This window comes from Methyloversatilis sp. MC4-4, from assembly GCF_049843555.1.
GTDB classification, from domain to species: Bacteria; Pseudomonadota; Gammaproteobacteria; order Burkholderiales; family Rhodocyclaceae; genus Methyloversatilis; species Methyloversatilis discipulorum_B.
In genome coordinates, this window is the sequence record NZ_JBBHZK010000002.1 from 1,252,508 (window position 1) to 1,274,951 (window position 22,444).

Sequence of the window (22,444 nt, forward strand, 5' to 3'; positions counted from 1 at the left end):
CGCATCAGCACACGCCATGCCACACCTCGCCTGCTTTTGAATTCAGATACTTGGACGGGGCCGCACACACTTCGCGTCGGGCTGCGGCGACGCGCGCCCGACACTGGACCGCAACCCCTTGCGCCGCGCCGGTCAGGCCTGTCGCATCTCGGCGACATCGCCGCGGAACAGGCCGGGGTTCAGGTCGTAGCGCTGCAGCAGGCGGTAGAACTCGGTGCGGTTGCGGCCGGCGATGCGCGCCGCGTCGGTCACGTTGCCGGCGGTGAGCTTGAGCAGCTGCACCAGGTAATTGCGCTCGAAGCGCTGTTTCGCCTCGGCGTAGCCCAACGCCTCCATCGGCTTCACACGCAGCGCACGATCCACCAGCGCGCGCGGCACCAGCGGCGTAGTGGCCAGCGCGCACGCCTGCTCGACCACGTTCTGCAGCTGCCGCACGTTGCCGGCCCAGTGCGCGGTCGCCAGCGCTTCCAGCGCGTCGGGCGCGAAGCCGCGCAAGCGCTTGCCGTACTTCTTTGCCAGCGTGCGCAGGAAGTGCTCGGCCAGCAGCGGAATGTCCTCACGCCGCTCGGACAGCGGAGGCAGCGTCAGCGTGACCACGTTGATGCGGTAATACAGGTCTTCGCGGAACTGCCCTTGCGCGAGCAGCGCGTCGAGATCGCAATGGGTGGCCGACACGATGCGCACATCGACCGGCTCGGCCTGCGTCGCGCCGACCGGCCGTACCGCCCGCTCCTGCAGCACGCGCAGCAGCTTCACCTGCAGCGCTGGCGGCATGTCGCCGATCTCGTCGAGAAACAGCGTGCCGCCGTGCGCTGCGCGGAACAGGCCGGTGTGGCGCGCGACCGCGCCGCTGAAGGCGCCGCGTTCGTGACCGAACAGTTCGGATTCGAGCAGCGCGTCCGGTATCGCGCTGCAGTTGATGGCGACGAAAGGCGCCTGCGCGCGCGGGCTGGCGCGGTGCAGGGCGCGCGCCAGCAGTTCCTTGCCAGTGCCGCTGTCGCCGCGTATCAGCACGCTGGCATCGGAGGCAGCGACCAGCCGCGCCTCGTCGAGCAGTGACTCCATCCGCGCACTGCGGCTGATGAAGCAGTCACGCCAGCCAGCGTCGATCGCCGTCACCGCACCGGCCGGAGCGGCGTGCGACAGCGCCTGAGCGATGCGGTCGAGCAGTGACGCACTGTCGAAAGGTTTGGTCAGATAGCCGGCGACGCCGCGCGAGGTCGCCTCCACCGCATCGGGAATGCTGCCGTGCGCGGTCAGCAGGATGACCGGCAGCGCCGGGTGCTGCGCACGGATATCGTCGAACAGCGCGAGCCCGTCGCGGTCCGGCAGACGCACGTCGCTCAGTACCAGGCTGAAGCGCTCTACCGCCAGTCGCGTCAGCGCCGCCTCGGCCGTTTCGGCGGTGCTTACACGATAGCCGCTGGCCTTGAGCCGCAGCGACAGCAGGCGCAGCAGATCGGTATCGTCGTCGACCAGCAGCAGACGGTGCTGCCCGTCCGCCCTCACCGCGGTACGCCGCGCGACGGAATGCGCGCGGGCGGCAGGCTGCGCTCGATGTCGGCCAGCGCGTCGATCTTGCGCTGCAGTTCGTCCGCCCGCGCCTGACTGTCCTTCAGTTGCTGGCTGCTGCGTTCGAGCTGCTGCGTCAGCTTCACGTTGGCAGCGTCCAGGCGCTGGCGCTCGATCACCTGTTCGAGCAGCGATTTCGCATACGGCTGCACGGCCCGTGCCTCGTCGCTGCTGGAGGCGACCAGCGCCTCGAGCAGGGTGCGTGCGCGCGTCAGATTGCCGCCGCGCGGCTGCGCCGCCTGCATCGCCTGCTGCAACTGGCGTTCCGCCGTATTGGTCTGTGTTTCAAGCGCCGCCGGCTGCGGCGCTTCGGCCGCCGCCGGCGCGGATGGAGCGGGCTTCACGCCGGCGCAGGCAGCGAGCGACAGCGCAAGCGTGATCGGGATCAGACGGGTCAGACGGACGTCAGCTGGCATGGGGCAATTCGATCCTGAAGTGGGCGCCGCGCTCGGCTGGCAGCACCAGTGCCCGGCCGCCGTGCGCGGCGATGAATTCGCGCACGATGGCCAGTCCGAGGCCATTGCCCTTGTCCGGGCGCGGTGCGCGGCGGCTGCCGCGGAAGAAGGGTTCGAAGATGCGTTCGGTCTCGTCCGGCGCGACCCCCGGACCTTCGTCGATGCAGTCGATGCGCGTGGTGCCGCCATCGCTGCTCAGTTCGAGCCGCACCGTGCCACCGTGCGGACTGAAGGCGATGCCGTTGGCCAACAGGTTCGTGAGCGCGATGCGCAGCTTGGCGGCGTCGCCGCGCACCGGCGGCGCATAGCCGCTGACGTCGAGACGGATGTCCTTGGCCTGCGCCTGCAGCTTGAGGTCGGCCGCCACTTCGCGCGCCAGCGCACGCAGCGCGGTCGGCTTCAGTTCGAGGTGGCGGGCGTCGAACTGCGTCGCGTTGTAGCCGATCAGCTGTTCGATGCGTTCCTGCAGCGCGCGCGCATTCGCGTCGAGTATGCCGCTGACTTCGATCTGCTCGTCGCTGAGCCGTCCTGTCACACCGTCCTGCAGCAGCGCAATGCCCTCGCGCAGCGATGCGAGCGGCGTCTTCAGTTCGTGCGACACATGACGCAGCACACGATTGCGATGCGCTTCGAGATCGGCCAGCCGCAATCGCAGCCATTCGAGCTTCTCGCCGAGCCGGCGCAGATCGGCCGGGCCGCCGACCTGTACCGGCGTCGAGAACTGTCCTTCGCCGAGGCGCGCAATCGCCTGCTCCACGCGCTTCAGCGGCCGCAGTATCCACCAGCCGGTGGCCACCGCGAGCAGGAGCGCGAGGGAGATGGCCGCCAGTACCTGCGTCGCCAGGGTGTCGCGGCTCGACTCCAGCGTATCGAGCAGCGCCGCATTGCGGCCATCGATGGCCTCGCGCACGCCGGCGGCAAGGCGATCGTTGATCGGTGCGAGATCGGGCAACGCGTCGCCGACGGCGGCCTCGGCTGGCTGGTCGAACACGGCGCGCAACTGAGCTTCGGTGCGTCGCCACGTGTCCGCGTGCGGCGCGATCTGCGGCAAGCTCGCGGTCATCGTCGCCAGCGAGGCCAGCGCTTGCGTCTGAGCCTCATCGTAGCGGCGACGCAAACCGTCGTCCCGCAGCACGGCGTACTGACGCGCGCTGCGCGCCATGTCGAGCGAACGTTCGTCGATCTGCTGCATCGCCGACGTCAGATTCAGTGCGCCACTGCCCGCCTCGCGGCTGGCGCGGGCGAAGTCCTGCAGCATGATCCAGCCACTTGCTGCTGCGGCACCGAGCGCACCGGCGATCAGCAGCACGGTCAGCAGCAGGGTGGTACGGAAGGATGCATGAGGCATGGGTCGAAGGATTTCCGGTGAACGTCCGAGTCTAGGCAGCCCGGACGCGGGCCGCGGTAAGGTCCGGTAATGGAATGCAACAGAACGTTAAATCCGCAACGCCCGGGCGGTGTGTCGCCGCTCGGCGACAGGGCGCAGCGCACGTCTTGATGGGCGCCGCGCCCCCTTCCACGCAGCCGACTGTCGCGCTGCGGCGACAGAATTGCGGGCATTCGCTGCTCAGGCGCCGGGAAAGGTCGAGTCGAAGCACGTAAATCATTGATTCAATAAAAGATTCACCACCAGGCACACGACTTGCGAACGGTCGGTGCGCGCCGTGCCGCACGGCGCGAGCCACTTTCAAGGAGACGATATGTTCAACAAGCCCGGCCTGTTCCCGAAATCCACCGAATCCACGTTGCCGCGCACGATACGACCGGGCGGCGGCGGCACGTCCGGCAGCGGCATGACGGTGAGCACGACGCCGTCGCCGGCCGCACTGTCGCCGCAGCGCGACACCCCGGCGCCGCAGCCGTCGAAGCCGGAAGCGATCGAGCCCTCGCCCACCCACGGCAGCCGCCTCATCGTCGGCCCCGACGTGAAACTGCGTGGCGCGGAAATTCTCGATTGCGACACGCTGGTGGTCGAAGGCCGGGTCGAAGCGACGATGGACAGCCGCGTCATCCGCATCGCCGAAAACGGTGCCTACTCCGGCACCGTCAGCATCGACGTGGCCGAAATCCACGGCAATTTCGACGGCGAACTGACTGCGCGCGAACAGCTCATCGTCCATGCCACCGGCCGCGTCAGCGGCAAGATCCGCTACGGCAAGATCCATATCGAGGAAGGCGGCGAAATTTCCGGCGACATTAAATCGCTGGCCAGCGCCGGCAAGGAAAAGCCGGTTGAGCGCAAGGCCGACGAGCCGCGGTCGCTGACCGCGCTCGCCGGTTGAAGCGGATCAGCGTGAGGACGACGCTGCGGCGTCGTCCGGCGCGGCCACAACCTCCTCACCCCATCCGCCACCGAGCGCGGCGTACAGGTTCACCACTTCGGCCAGTTGCCCCTGGCGTGCGCGCACCAGTGCCAGCGATGCCTCGTTGGCGGTGCGCTGCGCATCCAGCACTTCGAGATAACGCGAGTAGCCCGCGTCGTAGCGCTTCTGCGCCAGTTGCAGGCTGCGCGCCGCGGCGTCGGACTGCGCCTGCAGTGCGCTCACGCTCTGCGCGTACCGTTCGGCAGCGACCAGTGCGTCACGCACGTCGGTGAAGGCGTTACGGATGGCCGACACGTAGCCGGCCAGCGCCTGCTTCTGCTGCGCCGTGGCCTGATCGACACGGGCGCTGCGACGACCGGCGTCGAACAGCGGCAGATCGAGTGCAACGCCGAGCGACCAGATATTGGCCGGGCCGCTGAACAGGTCCGACAATTCGCGGCTCTGCGATCCGTAGTTGCCGGTCAGCGAAATCGACGGATAGAGCGCCGCCTTGGCGACACCGATCTGTGCGTTGGCCGACGCCAGCTCCGCCTCCGCCTGTCGCACATCGGGACGGGCGTCGAGCAGCGACGACGGCAAGCCGGCCGGCGGCAACGGCGGCAGCGGCAGGCTGCGCAGGTCGCCGACCTCAATATGCATGCCCAGGTTGCCGGTCAGCAGCGCGATCTGGTTTTCGGCGATGCCGCGGCTGCGCGCCAGATCGGCGATCTGCGCCTCGATCGCCGCGACCGCGCCGAGCGCCTGCTGCAGTTCGAGTTCGTTGGTGAGGCCACGCTCGACACGGCTGCGCAGGATGTCCACGTTCTCCCGCCGCGTGGCCAGCGTGTCGCGCGACAGCTCGAGCTGTGCGTCGAGCGCGCGCAGGTTCAGGTAGCCACCGACCACCTGGCTCACCAGCGTCAGTTCCACCGTGTCCTTCGCGTGCCGCGTACCGAGCGCCTGCGCGCGCGCCGCCTCGCTGGCGCGGCGCAGCCGGCCCCAGAAATCGAGCTCGAACGAGGTCGATATCGCGGTCTGGAAGCTGTTGCGGTAGAGCGGCGCGCCGGCCGGTATCGGCGCACCGACGCCACTGATACGCGAGCGGCTGGCGCCGGCTTCGAGGCCGACGTCGGGGAACAGGGCCGCACCGGCTTCGCGCAGCAGTGCGTCGGCCTGTTCGATCCGGGCCGCAGCACGCTGCACGTCGGCGTTGTCGGCAAGCGCCCGTTCGACCAGCGTGTTCAGCGTGTCGTCATTGAACTGCTTCCACCAGCCACGCGCGACGGCGACGGGCGCCGCGTCCTGCGCGGGCGCGTACTGTGCCGGCAGATCGACCGTCGGGCGCACGTAGTCCGGGCCGACCATGCAGCCGGACAGCAGCGCTGCGCAGACCAGTGCGAGCGGCGTTTTCAGGGCGGCGGGGCTCATGCGGTCACCTCGTCGGCCGGGCCGTCGTCGCGGCGCGCCGCTTTGCGGCCGGCCATCCAGCTGTAGAACATCGGAATGAATATCGTGGCGATGAAGGTGGCGGCCAGCATGCCGCCGAACACGCCGGTACCCATCGAGCGGCGCGCCGCGGCGCCGGCACCGGTGGCGGTGACCAGCGGCACTACGCCGAGGATGAAGGCCAGCGCCGTCATGCAGATCGGGCGGAAGCGCAGTCGTGCCGCTTCCAGCGACGCGGTGATGGCGTCCATGCCTTCCTGCTGCTTCTGCAGCGCGAACTCGACGATCAGAATGGCGTTCTTCGCCGCCAGACCGACCAGCACCACCAGACCGATCTGAAAGTAGATGTCATTCGGCATGCCGCGCATCCATACCGCCAGCAGCGCGCCGAGGATGGCGAACGGGATGGCCATGATGACCGCCAGCGGCAGCGACCAGCGCTCGTACTGCGCAGCGAGGATCAGGAACACCATGATGATGCCGAACCCGAGCGCCAGCACCGAGGTGATGCCGGTGCGCTTCTCCTGGTAGGCCTGGCCCACCCACTCCAGCGTGTAACCGGCCGGCAGCACCTGGCGCGCCACCTCCTCGACCGCGGCGATGCCATCACCGGAGCTGCGACCGGGGGCCGCATTGCCCAGAATCTTGGCGGCAACGAAGCCGTTGAAGCGCTCGACCATTTCCGGCCCGACCACGGTACGCACGCTGATCACCGCCGACAGCGGAATCATCGCGCCGGAGCTCGACCGGACGTAGGGCTTGCCGAGGTCCTCCGGCTTCATCCGGTAGGGCGCGTCGGCGCCGAGCTGCACCTTGTAGGTCTTGCCCGAGCGGTTGAAGTCGTTCACGTACAGCGTTCCCATGGTCGCCTGCAGCGTCGAATACAGCGCGTCGAGCGGAATGCCCAGCGACAGCGCCTTCGGCTCATCGACGTCGACCGCGAGCTGCGGCGACGACACACGGAAGAAGGTCTTCACGTCCACCAGCTCCGGCCGCTTGTTCAGCTCGGCGATCAGCTGGCCGGTAATGGCCGCCAGCTTGCGCGCGTCGGAATCCTCGCGCGCCTGCACATAGGCCTCGAAGCCACCGGCCGCGCCCAGCCCCTGGATCGGCGGCGGATTGAAGATGAAGCCCATGCCGTCGGTCAGCTTCATGCCTTCGGCGGCGATCACCTTCTGCAGGTCGTCGGCCGTGGTCGCGCGGTCCTTCCACGGTTTCAGCACGACGAAGGTCATCGCCACGCTGGGCCGGTTGTTGCCGGTGATGAAGTCCATGCCGCGCACCATGAACACGTTCTCCACCGCCGGGTGGTCGTTGATCACGCGGCGGATCTTCTCGAACGACACCTCGGTCCGCTCGGCCGAAGCGCCGTCGGGCAGCGTGACGAAGCCGAACAGATAGCCCTGGTCCTCGGACGGAACGAAGGCGCCGGGCACAACGCGGAACATGAAACCGGCGCCGGCGAACAGCAGCAGCACCAGCAGCGTCGCCACGACGCGGTGGCGCAGCGTGGCGCCCACGGTGCCGGTATACAGCCGGGTGAGCCATTCGAAGCCGCGGTTGAACGGGCGGAAGAATTTCACCTCGCCCTCGTGCTCCTTCAGCATCAGCGCGCACAGCGCCGGCGTCAGCGTCAGGGCGACGACACCGGAGATCGACACCGAAATCGCCACCGTGGCGGCGAACTGCTGGTAGAGCTGACCGGCGATGCCGCCGAGGAAAGCCACCGGCACGAACACCGCGCACAGCACCAGCACCATCGCCACCAGCGCGCCCGACACCTCGCGCATCGCCGCCACCGACGCCTGCTTGGGTGGCAGCGCGTGTTCGCGCATCTGCCGCTCGACGTTCTCCAGCACGACGATGGCATCGTCAACCACGATGCCGATCGACAACACCATTGCGAACAGCGTCAGCGTATTGATCGAGAAACCGAGCGCCCACAGGCCGGCGAAGGTGCCGACCAGCGACACCGGCACCGCGATCAGCGGAATCAGCGTGGCGCGCCAGTTCTGCAGGAACACCCACACCACCAGCACCACCAGCACGGTGGCCTCGGCCAGCGTGTGCACCACCTCCTTGATCGACTCGCTGATGAAGCGTGTCGTGTCGTTCGGGATGATGAACTCGGTGCCTTCGGGCAGTCGCTGCGACAGTTCGTCGAGCTTGGCGCGCACCGCCTTGGCGGTGTCGAGCGCGTTGGCACCCGACTGCAGATAGACACCCATGCCGGACACCGGCGTGCCATTCACCTTGGTCGTACGGTCGTAGTTCTCGGCACCCAGTTCGATCCGTGCGACATCCTTCAGCCGCACCACGCCGCCCGGGCCGTCGGCGCGCAGGATGATGTTCTCGAACTGCGGAATGTCGAGCAGGCGGCCCTTCGCGGTCACCGTGTAGGTGAGCTGCTGGCCGTTGGTGACCGGCTCCTGACCGATACGGCCGACCGCGTTCTGCGCGTTCTGCACGCGGATGGCGGCCGCCACCTCGGTGGTCGTGATGCCCAAGCGCGCCATCACGTCCGGCTTCAGCCAGACGCGCATCGCGTACGGCGCGTCGAAGGCGATCGCGTCACCGACGCCGGGCAGGCGGCGCAGTTCCTCCAGCACGTTCACCTGCACGTAATTGGTCAGGAACAGCGTGTCGCGCTGGCCGTCGGTCGACTTCAGCGCAGCGATCATCAGCAGGTTGTTCGAACGCTTGCGCACCACCAGGCCGGAGCGGCGCACGTCTTCCGGCAGCCGCGACTCGGCCACCGAAATGCGGTTGTTCACCGCGATCAGCGCGGTATCCGGATTGGTGCCCACCTCAAAGGTGAGCGTGATGGTGACCGTACCGTTCGACGTCGAAGTCGAGTTGAAGTACAGCAGGCCCTCGATGCCCGACAGCTGTTCCTCGATCGGTGCCGCCACCGTGCGCGCAAGCGTTTCCGAGTTGGCGCCCGGATAGGTGGCGGTGACGATGACCGTGGGCGGCGAAATTTCCGGGTACTGCGCGATCGGCAGCGACAGCGAAGCCACCAGGCCCGCGATCATGATGACGATCGATATGACGCCCGAAAAGATCGGGCGGTTGATGAAGAAGCGGGCCATGTTCGGGCGCTCCTTCAGGACTTCGCCGGCGGCGCGGCGTCACCCGCCGCGCGTGGCGCCACCGGCGCACCCGGTCGCAGCTTGATCAGGTTATCGACGATGACGCGGTCGCCGGCCTGCAGACCGCCGGTCACCACCCAATCCTTGCCCTGCCACTGACCGAGCTTTACCGGACGCGGCTCCACCTTGCCTTCGGCATTGGCCAGCATCACCACCGGACCGCTCTCGGTCTGCGTCACCGCAGCCTGCGGCACCAGGAACACGTTGTCGCGCTCACCGGCGATCACCCGCGCGCGGACGAACTGGCCGGGCAGCACGACGGCGTCGGCGTTGGCGAACTCGGCGCGCATTTCCAGCGTGCCCAGCGCCGGATCGATGCGGCTGGCGGAGAAGTTGATGCGGCCGCGCTGCGGCAGGATGCTGCCGTCGGGCAGCTGCAGCTCGACTTCGCGGAAGCTGCGCACCGCCGCCCGACCACCCGGCACGCCGGCCAGGTCGTTGTCCGAAAGGCTGAAGCGCACCCAGATCGGGTTGATCTGCGCAATCGTCGTGAGCAGGCTGTCGGTCCCGGTATTCACCAGAGAACCTTCGGAACGCTGGGCGCGTCCGGTCACGCCGGCCACCGGTGCGGTCACCTGCGTGTAGCTCAGATTCAGTTCCGCCTCGCGCACCGCCGCCTCGGCCGACTTCACCGCGGCGCGGGCCACCGCGCTGGCCGAGCGCGCGTCATCGAATTCCTTCTGGCTGATCGCCTTCTCGGCCACCAGCCCGGTCAGGCGCTGCGCTTCACGCGCCGTCTGTTCCTCCACCGCCTGCGCTTCGGCCAGACGCGCCTTGGCCTGCGCCAGCGCGATCTCGAACGGTGCACGCTCGATACGGAACAGCATCTGCCCGGCCTTGACCGGCTCACCCTCGCGGAACAGCCACTTTTCGAGGATGCCGCTGACTCGCGCCCGCACTTCGACTTCGCGCGCACCTTCGGCCTGCGCCACCGCCTCGACCACCAGCGGCGCCTGCGTCGGCGCCACTTCGATCACCGTCACCGGCATCGCCTGCGGCGCCGCGGCGGCCGGCTGCGCTGACTTGTCGCCACTGCAGGCGGACAGCAGCAGCGCCGCAGCAATCAGCGCGACGAAACCGAAAGAGGTGTGGAGCGGAGAAAGTCGGCGTCCCGGGCGCACGGCCAGGCGGGAAATCGGACGCGAGGCGGGCACGGCGGCCGCGGAGCGGACAGGCATCGGGGAACTCTCCTGAATTCGGCCTGCAATTATATACAAGCACGAATGTTTGTAAATTTGCCCCATGCGGGGTGTTGGCGCACGGCGGGCGAACTGTCACTGAGTCACGACGGCGCCGTTTCGGTTCCTGCGGACGGCGGATTCTCCGGTGCAGCGCCCTCCGGTATGCCCTGCAGTCGACGCCGGACCATGTGGATGTGGGCACGCAGCTGGTAGTGATAATCGGAATGCGCCAGCGGCACCGTGATTCGCGCGACCGCCGCCTCGATGCGGTCGATATCGTCCAGCCACTCGGCCCGGCTTCGTTTCGTGTCCGGCAGCATCGCCTGACGTTCGACGTCCTTCAGTTCGCCGTACCAGCGGTACAGCTTGCTGCGCACGCGCCACACATACAGCTGCGGCAGTATCTTGAACAGCGGCAGGGCCAGCGCGAGCAGCGGCACCAGCAGCACCAGCATGCGATCGAACAGGTTGGCGATCGAGAACGGCAGGTAGCGCTGCAGGAAAGGCGGACCGACCTCGTAGAAGCGCTTGGCGCGCGGATGCAGTTCGAAGTCGCCGCCGTCGGGCTTTGGAAACTCGCCGGGTCGCTGGAACACGCTGGCCTCGGCATGCGCCGGCTTCATCGCACCCAGCATCAGGTCGATCAGCGCCGGGTGCGTGTCCTCGCGCGCGACCATATAGGCCTGTGTCGCCACCAGCGACACGTCCTTCGGCGGAATGTCGCGCACGAAATCGATGGCGCCACGCGGCAGCGTGAGCATGGTCAGGTGGGGGAAACGGCGAGAGTAGGCGGACGCCTGCGCCATGCTCATCAGCGAAATCCCGTCCGAATAGAGCAGCGCCCACACACTGGCCGAATGCACCGCGCCGACCACGACCAGCGCGTCGATGCGGCGGTCGCGCAGCGCGGTGACGCCGGCGATTCCGCTCAACGGCAGCAGGCGCCTCTTGTCGTCCGCCATGCCGTGCGCGGCCAGCATCTGCAGCGCAAGATGGCGGGTTCCGCTGCCTTCGGGCCCGACGCCGATGCGCAGGCCCTTCAGCTGATCCAGCCGCTCCAGCCCCGGCCGGCCGCGGTAGAACACCCACACCGGTTCGTAATAGGCGGCCCCGAGCGACAGCAGCCCGGGCGGGTGATCTTCCACGCTGCCGCCCTGGACGAAAGCGAAATCGACGGTCTGTTCCGGGTCGTTCAGGCGCTTCAGGTTCTCGATCGAACCGGCGCTTTCGAGCGCTTTCACGCCGACGCCGAAGGGCTCGATCAGCGGTTTGTAGCGCGCACAGAACGATTCATAGGCTGAACCCTGAGCGCCGCAGGAGATCGTCGTCTGATCGGGCGGCGCCGGCTTGATGTAGCGGGCGGCGAACCAGAAGCCGGCGGCGATGATGAGCAGCGCAGGCACGCCGAGCGCGAACATGTCGCGGAAGGACAGCTGGCGCAGCCAGTTGCGCAGCGCGGAAGCACGGAGCGTATAGGGCGTCGGAGCATTCATCGGGCAGTAGGGTAGCGCGCCGATCGGGCTCGCGCACGGCCGGATGCCCTCGCGCTCGTGTGTTTCATTCTGTCAGCCGCGATCCCGGCCATCTAAAGTCGCCCGCGCGCGGCGCCGTTATTCCTTCGTGCGGAAAGGATGGATCGGGCGGGCCGATCGGGCACCGCCGCACATCGAACAAGATACGCACACGGGGTGCCCTGGATGAATGTAGTGGTTGTAGATGATGCGCAGGTGAATCTGGTTCTGATGTCTGCGCTGCTGGGCAAGCTGCCGGACGTTGAAGCGACCTGCTTCCTGTCGCCGTCCGAGGCGCTCGAACACAGCTTGCGCGAAGACCCTGATCTGGTCATCGTCGATTACATGATGCCGGACATGGATGGCATCGAATTCATCCGGCGCTTCCGCTCCAATCTCGCGCGCACACAGACGCCGCTGCTGATGGTCACCGCCGACCACGAGCGCGAAGTGCGCTACCGCGCGCTGGAGTCCGGCGCCAACGACTTCCTGACCAAGCCGGTCGACCGTGTCGAGTTCACCTCCCGCGTCAAGAACATGCTGTCGCTGCGTCGCAGCCAGGTCGTGCTGGCCAACCACGCACGGGTGCTGGCCGAAGAGGTCCGCCGCGCCACTGCCGAAATATTCGAGCGCGAGCGCGAGACGCTGAACAAGCTGGCGCGCGCGGCCGAATTCCGCGACCCGGAAACCGGTGCCCACATCCTGCGCATGGCGCACTTCTCGGCGCTGATCGCGCGCGAAATGGGTCTCGACGCCGACATGCAGGAAGCCTTGCTGATCGCCGCACCGATGCACGACGTGGGCAAGCTCGGCACGCCGGACCACATCCTGCTCAAGCCGGGCCGCCTCGACGCGGACGAGTTCGAAATCATGAAGCAGCACGCCGCCATCGGATACGAAATCCTGAAGGACTCGGCTTCGCCCTACATGCAGCTGGCGGCGACGATCGCACTCAGCCACCACGAGAAGTTCGACGGCAGCGGCTACCCCAATGGCCTTGCCGGCGAGGCCATCCCGCTGGTCGGGCGCATCGTCGCAGTGGCCGACGTATTCGACGCACTGACCTCGTCGCGCCCCTACAAGAAGGCGTGGGAAGTCGCACGCGCACGCGACTTTCTCGCCGCTGGACGCAACCTGCACTTCGACCCGAGCTGCGTGGACGCCATGCTTGGACACTGGGACGAAGTGCAGGAGATCCGGGCACGCTTCCGGGACGACTGAGTCATGACGCCGTCTGCCTTCGGACCGCACCGCCTGCTGCTGCGCATCACCGCGCTGTTCGCCCTCGCCTTCGGCATCGGCGCTGCGGGCAACGCACTGTACACGGCCCGCGAACAGGCGGACGAGACACTGCGCCTGCTTGAGCGCAGCGCACTGGCCGAGACACGCACCATCGCGGCAGGTCTGGCTGCCGACATCGAATACAACCGTGACGCGCTGGTCGCGCTGCGACCGCGACTGCCCGAGACGGCGGTGCTGATGGCTGCGGCGCTGATCGCGCCGAACGGCGAAGTCATGTCGGCGCTCAAGCGCGCTGATGACGGCGCCTGGCGCACTGCCGACACCCGCCCGACCGACGCGCCGCCACCGGGCCTGATCGCACGTGCGCGCGCCGCGGCAGAGGACGACACGGGGCGGCGGATCGTCGTCAGCTGGGTGCCGCTGGTGGCTGGCGGACAGACCGTCTGGCTGCGCACAGAGACTGATACGCCGGAAGCGCGCGAAGTGCATGCGCACATCCTGAACGACAGCCTGCTGCACGGCCTGTTCGCGCTGCTGCTCGGCGCCGGCGCCCTCTACCTGCTGCTGCGCCGGCCGCTGGCCGCACTGAACCAGTGCACCGACTTCGCCGAAAGACTGGATCAGGCCATGGGCGAAACCCTGCCGGCGGCGACCGGTTCGCACGAGACCGACCGACTGGCGCAGGCACTGAACTGGGCGTCGCTGAGCCTCTACGACCAGCGCAGCGCGCTCGCCGAAAGCGAAGCGCGGACAGGAGCCATCCTCGGTGCGGCGCTCGACGCGGTGATCACCTTCGACGGCTTCGGCAACGTGATCGAGTACAACCCGGCCGCCGAACGCATGCTGGGCTGGACGGCGGCCGAAGCGATGCAGCATCCGGTGATCGAACTGCTGGTCGCACCTGCCGAACGCGAACCGGGCCAGCACGACCTGCTGCAGTGGCTGGGCCGCCGCTTCGACGCGGTGATCGGCCACCACATGGAACTGGACATCCGTCACCGCAGCGGTCGCCGCTTCCCTGCACAGCTCGCCATCACCTCGACGCACATGAAGGGACGGGCGCTGTTCACCGCCTTCATTTCCGACATCAGCGAGCGACGCGCGGTGCACGAGCAGATGATGCAGGCGCGCGACGCGGCCGAAGCCGCGAGCCGGGCGAAGAGCGACTTCCTGGCCAATATGAGCCACGAAATCCGCACCCCGATGAACGCCATCATGGGCATGACCGAACTTGCGCTCGACACCGACCTGACCGGCGAGCAGCGCGAGTATCTGACGCTGGTGAAGCAGTCGTCGGACACGCTGCTGACGCTGATCGACGACATCCTCGATTTCTCGAAGATCGAGGCCGGCCACCTCGACTTCGAGAACATCCCGTTCAGCCTGCGCGAAGTGATCGGCAGCATCGTGCGCACGCTGGCGCCCAAGCCAGGCCGTTCTGTCCAGCTCGGCTGCCGTATCGATCCATCGGTGACCGACGGTGTCTGCGGCGACCCGGTACGCCTGCGTCAGGTGCTGACCAATCTGATCGGCAACGCATTGAAGTTTACCGAACGCGGCAGCGTCGACCTCTCGGTCACGCTCGCGCACCAGGACGAAGGCGTGCAGGGCCTGCGCTTCGCCGTGCGCGACACCGGCATCGGCATTCCCGTGGACAAGCAGGCGCTCATTTTCGACGCCTTCTCACAGGCCGACAGTTCGACCACCCGCCGCTTCGGTGGCACCGGTCTCGGCCTTGCCATCTGCACACGGCTGGTCAAGCGGATGGGCGGCAGGCTGGAAGTGATCAGCGCACCGGATGAAGGATCGACCTTTCATTTCACCGTGCCCTTGACCAGCGCGCGCGCCGGCGAACTGGCATCGCAGGAGAGCGGCTCGCTGGAACGGATGCCGCTGCTGGTGATCGAGCCCGACCCGACATCGCGTGCGCATCTCGCTACCCAGCTGGCGCAGTGGCAGATGGCGGCACGCCTGTGCGCTGACCTCGACGAGGGCATCGGCGCCATCGTTGCGGCCGAGAGCGAGGCGCAGTGCTTCCGCGCACTGCTGGTGGCCGAGGACCTCGCCGCACGCGACGGCTGGGCCCTGGTGCACGCACTGAAGGGACAGTGCGCCGCCGAACTGCCCATCATCCTGCTGCACGACGGTGCAGCGCCGAACGCCAGCGCCCTGCCGGCCGGCATCAGCGGCAGCGTCGCCCGGCCCGCGCAGACCGCCGCCCTGCTCGATGCGCTGATGGCCGCCACCGGTATCGGGTCGGCAGGCGGGCGGCGCAGCATTCCGGTGACGCAGGGCGGAGAGGGACGGCGCCTGAACATCCTGCTGGCCGAGGACAACCCGGTGAACCAGACGCTGGCCGTGCGCCTGCTGGAGCGACTGGGCCACCATGTCGATGTCGCCGCGAACGGTCTCGAAGCCGTCGCGAAGGCCGCCTGCATCCGCTACGACGTCATCCTGATGGATCTGCAGATGCCGCAGATGGGTGGCTTCGACGCCACGCGTCACATCCGGGCACAGGACGGCGAGCGGCATACGCCGATCGTGGCGATGACCGCGCATGCGATGGCCGGCGACCGCGAGAAGTGTTTCGCCGCCGGCATGGACGCCTACGTGTCGAAACCGATACAGGTTCCGGCACTGATACGCGCACTGGAAGAGGCATTGCAGAAGCCGGCCTCGGCGCCGGCGCCGGCCGAACACCGCGAAGAGAACGTCGGCAAGGCGGACGACACGCACACCACGCAGTTCGACCGCGCGTTCACGCTCGGCAATCTGGGCGGCGACGAAGCGCTGATGCGCGACATCATCGTGCTCTTCCTGCGCGACTACCGGGCCATGCTGGGTGCGTTGCGCGCGGCACGGTCGGTATCGCGCGATGCGCTTGCGGTCGAGGCGCACACGATCAAGGGTACGGTGCGCAACTTCGGCGGCACCCGGGCGGCCGGCATCGCCGGGCGGCTCGAACGCAGTGGCGCCACGGCGCCGGACGACGCCGGCACCGACCTGCTGATCGACCAGCTGGAAACCGAGGTGGAGGCCCTGGCCGCCGAACTGCGGGCGGAACTGCAGGCCGCCCGCGTCGCGGCCTGATCAGCCGAGACGTCGCCGCGCCACACCGGCAACCAGCGCCACGCCGGACAGCATCAGCGCCCACGATGCTGGCTCGGGCACGGCGGTAATGGCGACGTTGTCGAGCGCCGTCGTCTCCACCACCCCCGAAATGTACTCGCCGCGGATACGCAGGCGCTGCAGGTCGCCGAGCACCGACTGCATTTGTGCAGCGGTGGCGAAACTGCCGCCAAGACCGCCGACGCGCCAGCTCCCCTCCGCCAGCGACACCGTGAAGTCGGTCCAGTCGATGCCCGGCTGGTTGTCGTGCTGGAACACCAGCACCAGGCCCGCACCGTTCACCAGCACTACGTCCGGATCGTCGCGCCATTGCGGTGTCTGCACCGACAAGGTCTGGCTGTAGCGCAGCGTACCGCCGTAGTAGCCCGACAGATCGCCGAGGAAGGACTCCGGTGCTTCGAAGAAGAAGCTCATCGCCGACGGATCGGTGTAGCGGATGAACTGGCCTTCCTCGTCGTAGTCCGGTGTGAAGGAGCCGCCGAAGGAATCGAAGGGTGGATTGGTGTCGGACACCGTCCAGCCCTCGGTGCCGGAATCGAAGGTGCTCGACGGTGCGGCAAATGCCGCCTGGGACGCGCCGAGCGACAGTAGCAGCACGATGATGTGGGAACGCATGTCCGACCTCCGATTCCGATGTTGGAAGCCGGCAACCTAACCCTGCAGGGCACGCACGCCACGTGAATATCTCACGGACGTGCGTTGCCAGTCGCCGCTCAGCCTGCTGCCTGCGAGCCGCGCTGGATGAACTCGATCTTGTAGCCGTCCGGGTCCTCGACGAAGGCGATCACGGTCGAGCCGTGCTTCATCGGGCCGGCCTCACGCACCACCTTGCCGCCGCGCGCCTTCACCTGATCACAGGCGGCGTAGGCGTCGTCGACCTCGAGCGCGATGTGGCCGTAGGCGTTGCCGAGGTCGTACTTGTCGGTGTCCCAGTTGTGGGTCAGTTCGAGCACCGCGCCGTCGGCTTCGTCCTGGTAGCCGACGAAGGCCAGCGTGAACTTGCCGTCCGGATAGTCCTTGCGGCGCAGCTCGCGCATGCCGAGGACATTGGTGTAGAAATCGATGGAGCGGTCGAGATTGCCGACGCGCAGCATGGTGTGAAGGATGCGCATGTGTGAGTCCTCATTTCAGTTCCGCACGGCCGTTCCGAAGGAACTGACCTTCCCCTTGCGGGGGGTGAGGCAGGGGTTTCGCGGCGCATTGCGCTGCGCCTGCCAAACGGGTCGGCTGTGCAAAGCCGACCCTGTACGTGCCTGGCGAGTAAGCGGGCCGTTTCATTTTAGGGGGCGACGATGCGCCCCGGGTGGTGCGCGCGCAGTTCGCGTCGCGCCGCCTCGAAGCCGGGCAGGATGGCGGCCACGGTATCCCAGAACGCGCGCGAGTGATTGAGTTCCTTCAGGTGCGCCAGTTCGTGCGCGATCACGTAATCGATCAGCGCCGGCGAGAAATGGATCAGTCGCCAGTTCAGCCGTATCACGCCCTGCGCGGTGCACGAGCCCCACAGCGTATTGGCCGAACTGAGCACCACACGTTCGGGTGCCACGCCGATGCGCGCGCCCAGTTCGGTCGCACGGCGGGTGAACAGCGCCAGCGCCTCCTGCTGCAGGAAACCGCACACCGCGTCGCGCACGCGGTCGTGGTCGGCGTCGGCCGGCAGCGGCAGGCGCAGCACCTCGTCGTCGATCAACGGGCGCGCGCAGGTGTCACCGAGGCGCAGCATGACGTGAGTGCCCAGCCAGGGCAGTCGGGCGCCGTCGCGCCAGTCGGTGCGCACCGGGGCGCGACGGGCGCGCACTTCGCCCAGCTTGGTGAATATCCAGCGTTGCTTCTCGCGCAGCGCTTCCTCGATCTGCGGCAGCGTCACCCAGTGCGGCGCGGTCACGCGCAGACCGGATTCACCGATGGAAAAGCCGATCGAGTTGCGGCGGCTGCGGCGCAATGCGTACTCGATGATCTGCTGACCGAGCACGATGTGGCGACCGCGCGGCTGCGGCGGCGCGTTATCCGGCGTATCGAGCGCCAATTCAAGCTGCTGCGGGCTGTGGGTTTGAGCCATAGTGATGCGGGAACAGTCTGCGCATTTCACTTTCGATCCAGGCTTGAGCCTGCCCGTTGATCTGTTCCGCCGTCAAGCCCTGCGTGTCGATCGCCGGTCCGATGCTCACCGTGATCTCACCCGGCAGCTTGAGGAAGGCATTGCGCTTCCAGAAGTCACCGGCGTTGTGCGCGATCGGCACCACCGGCGCACCGGTCACCTCGGCCAGCCGCGCGCCGCCTATCTTGTAGCGCTTCGTCTGCCCGGGCGGCATGCGCGTGCCCTCGGGAAAAACGGTCACCCAGAAACCGAGGTCGAGCAGGCGGGCGCCCTGTTCCTCGACCTGTTTCAGCGCGTCCTTGCCGGCGCCGCGGTCGATCGCGATCATCGGCATGCAGCCCAGGCCCCAGCCGAAGAACGGAATGCGCAGCAGTTCGCGCTTGAACACGAAGGCCACCGGCGGCAGGAACACCTGCAGCGCCATCGTTTCCCATGCCGACTGGTGTTTGCACAACACCACCGCCTTGCCCTTGGGCAGGTTCTCGCTGCCGATGACGCGGTGGCGCAGACCGACGATGATGCGCAGCGCGAACATGGTCAGATGCGTCCACAACCCGATCAGGCGATAGCGCACATGAGGCGGCAGCGGCCGCGCCAGGATGGCGATCAGCGAAAACGGCGGCGTGATGACGAAGAGGAAGACGAAGAACAGCAGCGAGCGGGCGAAGGGCATCAGTCGGTATTCACCGTGAGTGCGCGCACATAGGCGGCGAGGTTGTCATGAACCGGCGTGCCGGGAGGCAGCTCGGGATCGGCTTCGGTCTTCCCGCCCTTGCCGGTGCGTACCAGCACCGGCTGCGCACCGGCGGCGACGGCCGACTGCAGGTCGCGCAGGCTGTCGCCGACCACCGGCACGTCGTTCAGGTCGACGTTGAAGCGTTCGGCGATCTCCAGCAGCATGCCCGGCTTCGGCTTGCGGCAGGCGCACTTGGAATCGGCTGCGTGCGGACAGAAGAAGATGGCGTCGATGCGGCCGCCGGCCTGCGCCACCGTACGGTGCATCTTGTCGTGGATGGCGGCCAGCGTGTCCATGTCGAACAGGCCGCGGCCCACGCCCGACTGGTTGGTCGCCACCACCACGCGCCAGCCCCACTGGTTCAGCAGCGCGATCGCCTCCATCGACCCTTCGATCGGTCGCCATTCCTGCGGCGACTTGATGAACTGGTCGGAGTCGTAGTTGATGACACCGTCACGATCGAGAATGATGAGCTTCACCCGCTCAGTCCTTCAGCTCAAGGCGCGAAATGTCGGCCACCGCATTCATCGCTGCCGCCAGCTCGCCCAGCAGCGCGAGGCGGTTGGCGCGCACCTTGAGGTCGTCGGCATTGACCATCACGTCGTCGAAGAAGCGGTCGACCGGCGCGCGCAGCTGCGCCAGTGCGGTCAGTGCTTCGGTGTAGCGGCCACCTTCGAGATCGGCACGCAGCGCCGGCTGCACCGCCGTCAGCGCGGCGTGCAGGTCGCGCTCGGCGGCTTCTGCGAACAAGGCCGCGTCGACACCGACCGCCACGCCGTCCGCCTTCTTCAGGATGTTGACGATGCGCTTGTTGGCCGCGGCCAGCGACTGCGCCTCCGGCAGCGCCGAGAAGGCGACCACGGCTGCGAGCTTGGCCGGCACGAGGTCGATGCGCGTCGGTCGCAGTGCCAGCACGGCGTCGATCGCGCGCGCATCGTGGCCGGCTTCGCGCAACAGGTTGCGCAGACGCTCGAACATGAAGTCCAGCAGTTGCGCCTCGAAGTTCGCAGCGTCGCCCTCGCCCACCTGGCCGGCGCGGAAACCGCCGCGCGCGGCGGCGATCAGTTCGGCCAGATCGAGCGGCAGCGGCGTTTCCATCAGGATGCGCAGCACACCGAGCGCGGCGCGGCGCAGCGCGAACGGGTCCTTGTCACCGGTCGGGATCTGGCCAATGCCGAAGAAGCCGGCCAGCGCGTCGATCTTGTCGGCCAGCGACACCGCACACGCGACAGCGCCCTCCGGCAGCGCGTCGCCGGCGAAGCGCGGGCGGTAGTGCTGCTCGACCGCCTGCGCGACGACCTCGGCTTCGCCGTCGTGCTGTGCGTAGTAACGCCCCATCACGCCCTGCAACTCGGGGAACTCGCCCACCATGTCGGTCATCAGGTCGGCCTTGGCCAGCAGACCGGCGCGCGCCGCCTGCATCACGTCGGCGCCGAGGCGGCCGCCGATGTCGGTGGCCAGACGCTGGATGCGCATGACGCGGTCGAACTGGCTGCCCAGGCGGTTGTGATAGACCACCGCCTCCATCTTCGGAATGCGTGCGGCCAGCGGCGTCTTCTTGTCCTGTTCGAAGAAGAAGCGCGCGTCCGACAGCCGGGCGCGGACCACGCGCTCGTTGCCGGACACGATGTTGTGCGGGTCGGCCACCTGCATGTTGGACACCACCAGGAAGCGGTTCAGCAACTTGCCATTGGCATCGAGCAGCGGAAAATACTTCTGGTTGGCCTTCATCGTCAGGATGAGACACTCCTGCGGCACGGCGAGGAAGTCCGGTTCGAACTGCGCGACATAGACATTCGGGTTCTCGACCAGCGCCGTCACTTCGTCGATCAGCGCTGCGTCATCGACGTGGTGTACGCCGTTGCCGATGTCGCCACAGACGTGTGCCAGTCGCTGCACGATGAGCGCGCGGCGCGCGTCGAAGGACGCCATCACCGCACCGCGCTCGTACAGCGCACGCGCGTATTCGTCGGCGTTCGCCAGTGTCACTTCGCCCTCGCCCATGAAGCGGTGGCCGCGCGTGCTGCGACCGGACGCGTGGCCGAAGGCCTGGCCCGGCACGACGCGGTCGCCGTGCAGCAGCACCAGACCGTGCACCGGGCGCACGAACTGGTAGTCGCAGTCGGCCCAGCGCATCAGCTTCGGACTCGGCAGCTTCTTCAGCGCGTCGAGCACGATGCCAGCCAGCACGTCGTCGAGCGCAGCGCCCGGCACCGTCATCGCGTAGAACAGCGTTTCGCTCTTGCCGTCCAGGCGACGGGTGAACTGCGGCAGCGCCTCGACCGCAATGTTCTTCGCCTGCAGCTTTTTCAGCAGCGCCGGTGTCGGCTTGCCATCGGCATCGAGCGCGACGGCGACCGGCATCAGCTTTTCATCGACCACCGCGTCGGGCGCGCGCTCGGTCACGCCCTGCACGGTCAGCGCGAGACGGCGCGGGCTGGCATAGCGGTCCATGCGCGCGTCGGCAGCGACCAGCTTGCGCTCGACCAGCGCCTTGAACACCGCGTCGGCAAACACTTCGCCCAGGCGCGACAGGGCCTTGGGCGGCAATTCTTCGGTCAGCAGTTCGACCAGCAATGTGGCTTGCATAGCTCTTCCAGAGGGCCGCCGCAGCGGCCTCAAAACAGTTCTGTCGGATCGGGACGGGGCAAGAATGAAGCAACTCAGGCGGCGCGCAGCGCTTCGATGCGCTGACACTCTTCCTCGCCGAGCAATGCGCGCAGGCGCGGGCTGCTCAGATCGGCCATCGGGAAACCGCGCTGTTCGCGCGAGGCGTAGTAGGCCTGCGCCACCAGCCGCGCCAATGCGCGCACGCGACCGATGTAGGCGGCGCGCTCGGTCACCGAAATGGCGCCGCGCGCATCGAGCAGGTTGAAGCTGTGCGAGGCCTTCATGACCATTTCGTAGCCGGGCAGCGGCAGACCGGCCTCGATCAGGCGCTTCGCTTCCGACTCGTAGTCGCCGAACTGGCGGAACAGCCATTCGACGTTCGAATGTTCGAAGTTGTAGGTCGACTGTTCGACCTCGTTCTGGTGATAGACGTCGCCGTAGCGGATGCCTGGCGCCCACACGAGGTCGTACACGTTCTCGACGCCCTGCAGGTACATCGCCAGGCGCTCGGCGCCGTAGGTGATTTCGCCGAGCACCGGCTTGCACGGAATCGAACCCACTTCCTGGAAGTAGGTGAACTGCGTGACTTCCATGCCATCCAGCCACACTTCCCAGCCCAGCCCCCAGGCACCCAGCGTCGGCGATTCCCAGTCGTCCTCGACGAAGCGGATGTCATGCTGCGACGGATCGAGACCGAGTGCGCGCAGGCTGTCGATGTACAGCTCCTGGATATTCGGCGGCGACGGCTTCAGCGCGACCTGGAACTGGTAGTAGTGCTGCAGGCGGTTCGGGTTCTCACCGTAGCGGCCATCCTTCGGCCGGCGCGACGGCTGCACGTAGGCGGCGCGCCAGGGCTCGGGGCCGATGGCGCGCAGGAAGGTGGCGGTGTGGAAGGTGCCCGCACCGACCTCGATGTCATAGGGTTGAAGCAGCGCGCAGTTCTGATCGCCCCAGAAACGGGACAGACGCAGCAGCACTTCCTGGAATGTGGGTGCAGCAGACATGGAGCCAG

General features: G+C 67.5%; 17 protein-coding genes. 3 read left to right on the plus strand and 14 right to left on the minus strand.

The annotated features are described in order from the left end of the window. Positions 1-132: 132 nt before the first annotated feature. From WDZ97_RS12730 to WDZ97_RS12740, 3 genes are read right to left on the minus strand one after another with little or no spacing between them, the layout of a single operon-like run. Entirely contained in the window at positions 133-1,509 is a 1,377-nt protein-coding gene (locus WDZ97_RS12730; RefSeq protein ID WP_425762961.1) for a sigma 54-interacting transcriptional regulator, read from the minus strand. Further along, positions 1,506-1,988: a hypothetical protein gene (locus WDZ97_RS12735; protein ID WP_425762962.1), complete on the minus strand. Its 483-nt coding sequence runs from the start codon at positions 1,986-1,988 to the stop codon at positions 1,506-1,508. The genes WDZ97_RS12730 and WDZ97_RS12735 overlap by 4 nt, the downstream gene beginning before the upstream one ends. Then, positions 1,978-3,375 carry a HAMP domain-containing sensor histidine kinase gene (locus WDZ97_RS12740; protein WP_425762963.1) on the minus strand — a complete coding sequence of 466 codons (1,398 nt, stop codon included), beginning with the start codon at positions 3,373-3,375 and terminating at the stop codon, positions 1,978-1,980. Before WDZ97_RS12740 ends, WDZ97_RS12735 begins: the two co-directional genes overlap by 11 nt. Before the next feature lie 352 nt (positions 3,376-3,727). On the opposite strand from WDZ97_RS12740, the gene WDZ97_RS12745 reads away from it, so the two are divergent. Further along, positions 3,728-4,309, plus strand: a complete 582-nt coding sequence (locus WDZ97_RS12745) for a bactofilin family protein (RefSeq protein ID WP_304005444.1) — start codon at positions 3,728-3,730, stop codon at positions 4,307-4,309. Between the two features lie 6 nt (positions 4,310-4,315). Here WDZ97_RS12745 and WDZ97_RS12750 read toward each other — a convergent pair whose 3' ends face one another. From WDZ97_RS12750 to WDZ97_RS12765, 4 genes are all read right to left on the minus strand, one after another. Then, positions 4,316-5,758, minus strand: a complete 1,443-nt coding sequence (locus WDZ97_RS12750; RefSeq protein WP_425762964.1) for an efflux transporter outer membrane subunit — start codon at positions 5,756-5,758, stop codon at positions 4,316-4,318. After that, positions 5,755-8,868, minus strand: a complete 3,114-nt coding sequence (locus tag WDZ97_RS12755; protein WP_425762965.1) for an efflux RND transporter permease subunit — start codon at positions 8,866-8,868, stop codon at positions 5,755-5,757. Before WDZ97_RS12755 ends, WDZ97_RS12750 begins: the two co-directional genes overlap by 4 nt. Before the next feature lie 14 nt (positions 8,869-8,882). Beyond that, entirely contained in the window at positions 8,883-10,106 is a 1,224-nt protein-coding gene (locus tag WDZ97_RS12760; protein ID WP_425762966.1) for an efflux RND transporter periplasmic adaptor subunit, read from the minus strand. 104 nt (positions 10,107-10,210) lie between these two features. Next, complete coding sequence (locus tag WDZ97_RS12765) at positions 10,211-11,602, minus strand: TAXI family TRAP transporter solute-binding subunit (protein WP_425762967.1); 1,392 nt, start codon at positions 11,600-11,602, stop codon at positions 10,211-10,213. Between the two features lie 204 nt (positions 11,603-11,806). Between WDZ97_RS12765 and WDZ97_RS12770 the strand changes: the two genes are divergently transcribed. Continuing rightward, positions 11,807-12,841: an HD domain-containing phosphohydrolase gene (locus WDZ97_RS12770; RefSeq protein ID WP_425762968.1), complete on the plus strand. Its 1,035-nt coding sequence runs from the start codon at positions 11,807-11,809 to the stop codon at positions 12,839-12,841. A 3-nt stretch (positions 12,842-12,844) separates the two neighbouring features. Continuing rightward, positions 12,845-15,952 (plus strand): ATP-binding protein, encoded by a 3,108-nt coding sequence (locus tag WDZ97_RS12775; protein ID WP_425762969.1) that lies wholly within the window; start codon positions 12,845-12,847, stop codon positions 15,950-15,952. Here the strand turns inward: WDZ97_RS12775 and WDZ97_RS12780 are convergent, their stop codons facing one another. The 7 genes from WDZ97_RS12780 to glyQ all read right to left on the minus strand — a co-directional run bounded on the left by WDZ97_RS12780 (position 15,953) and on the right by glyQ (position 22,436). Further along, positions 15,953-16,606: a laminin B domain-containing protein gene (locus WDZ97_RS12780; RefSeq protein WP_425762970.1), complete on the minus strand. Its 654-nt coding sequence runs from the start codon at positions 16,604-16,606 to the stop codon at positions 15,953-15,955. A 98-nt stretch (positions 16,607-16,704) separates the two neighbouring features. Further along, positions 16,705-17,103 (minus strand): lactoylglutathione lyase, encoded by a 399-nt coding sequence (gene gloA, locus WDZ97_RS12785; RefSeq protein WP_425762971.1) that lies wholly within the window; start codon positions 17,101-17,103, stop codon positions 16,705-16,707. Between the two features lie 167 nt (positions 17,104-17,270). Next, the gene (locus WDZ97_RS12790) at positions 17,271-18,047 is read right to left on the minus strand and encodes a M48 family metallopeptidase (RefSeq protein WP_019915436.1); all 777 of its coding nucleotides are present in this window, start codon (positions 18,045-18,047) and stop codon (positions 17,271-17,273) included. Continuing rightward, entirely contained in the window at positions 18,016-18,759 is a 744-nt protein-coding gene (locus tag WDZ97_RS12795) for a lysophospholipid acyltransferase family protein (protein ID WP_425762972.1), read from the minus strand. Before WDZ97_RS12795 ends, WDZ97_RS12790 begins: the two co-directional genes overlap by 32 nt. Then, the gene (gene gmhB / locus WDZ97_RS12800) at positions 18,759-19,301 is read right to left on the minus strand and encodes a D-glycero-beta-D-manno-heptose 1,7-bisphosphate 7-phosphatase (protein WP_020163287.1); all 543 of its coding nucleotides are present in this window, start codon (positions 19,299-19,301) and stop codon (positions 18,759-18,761) included. The genes WDZ97_RS12795 and gmhB overlap by 1 nt, the downstream gene beginning before the upstream one ends. Before the next feature lie 4 nt (positions 19,302-19,305). Continuing rightward, positions 19,306-21,411, minus strand: coding sequence for a glycine--tRNA ligase subunit beta (gene glyS / locus WDZ97_RS12805; RefSeq protein WP_425762973.1), 2,106 nt, complete (start codon positions 21,409-21,411; stop codon positions 19,306-19,308). A 74-nt stretch (positions 21,412-21,485) separates the two neighbouring features. Beyond that, the gene (glyQ, locus tag WDZ97_RS12810) at positions 21,486-22,436 is read right to left on the minus strand and encodes a glycine--tRNA ligase subunit alpha (RefSeq protein WP_304005415.1); all 951 of its coding nucleotides are present in this window, start codon (positions 22,434-22,436) and stop codon (positions 21,486-21,488) included. Between the last annotated feature and the right edge of the window lie 8 nt (positions 22,437-22,444).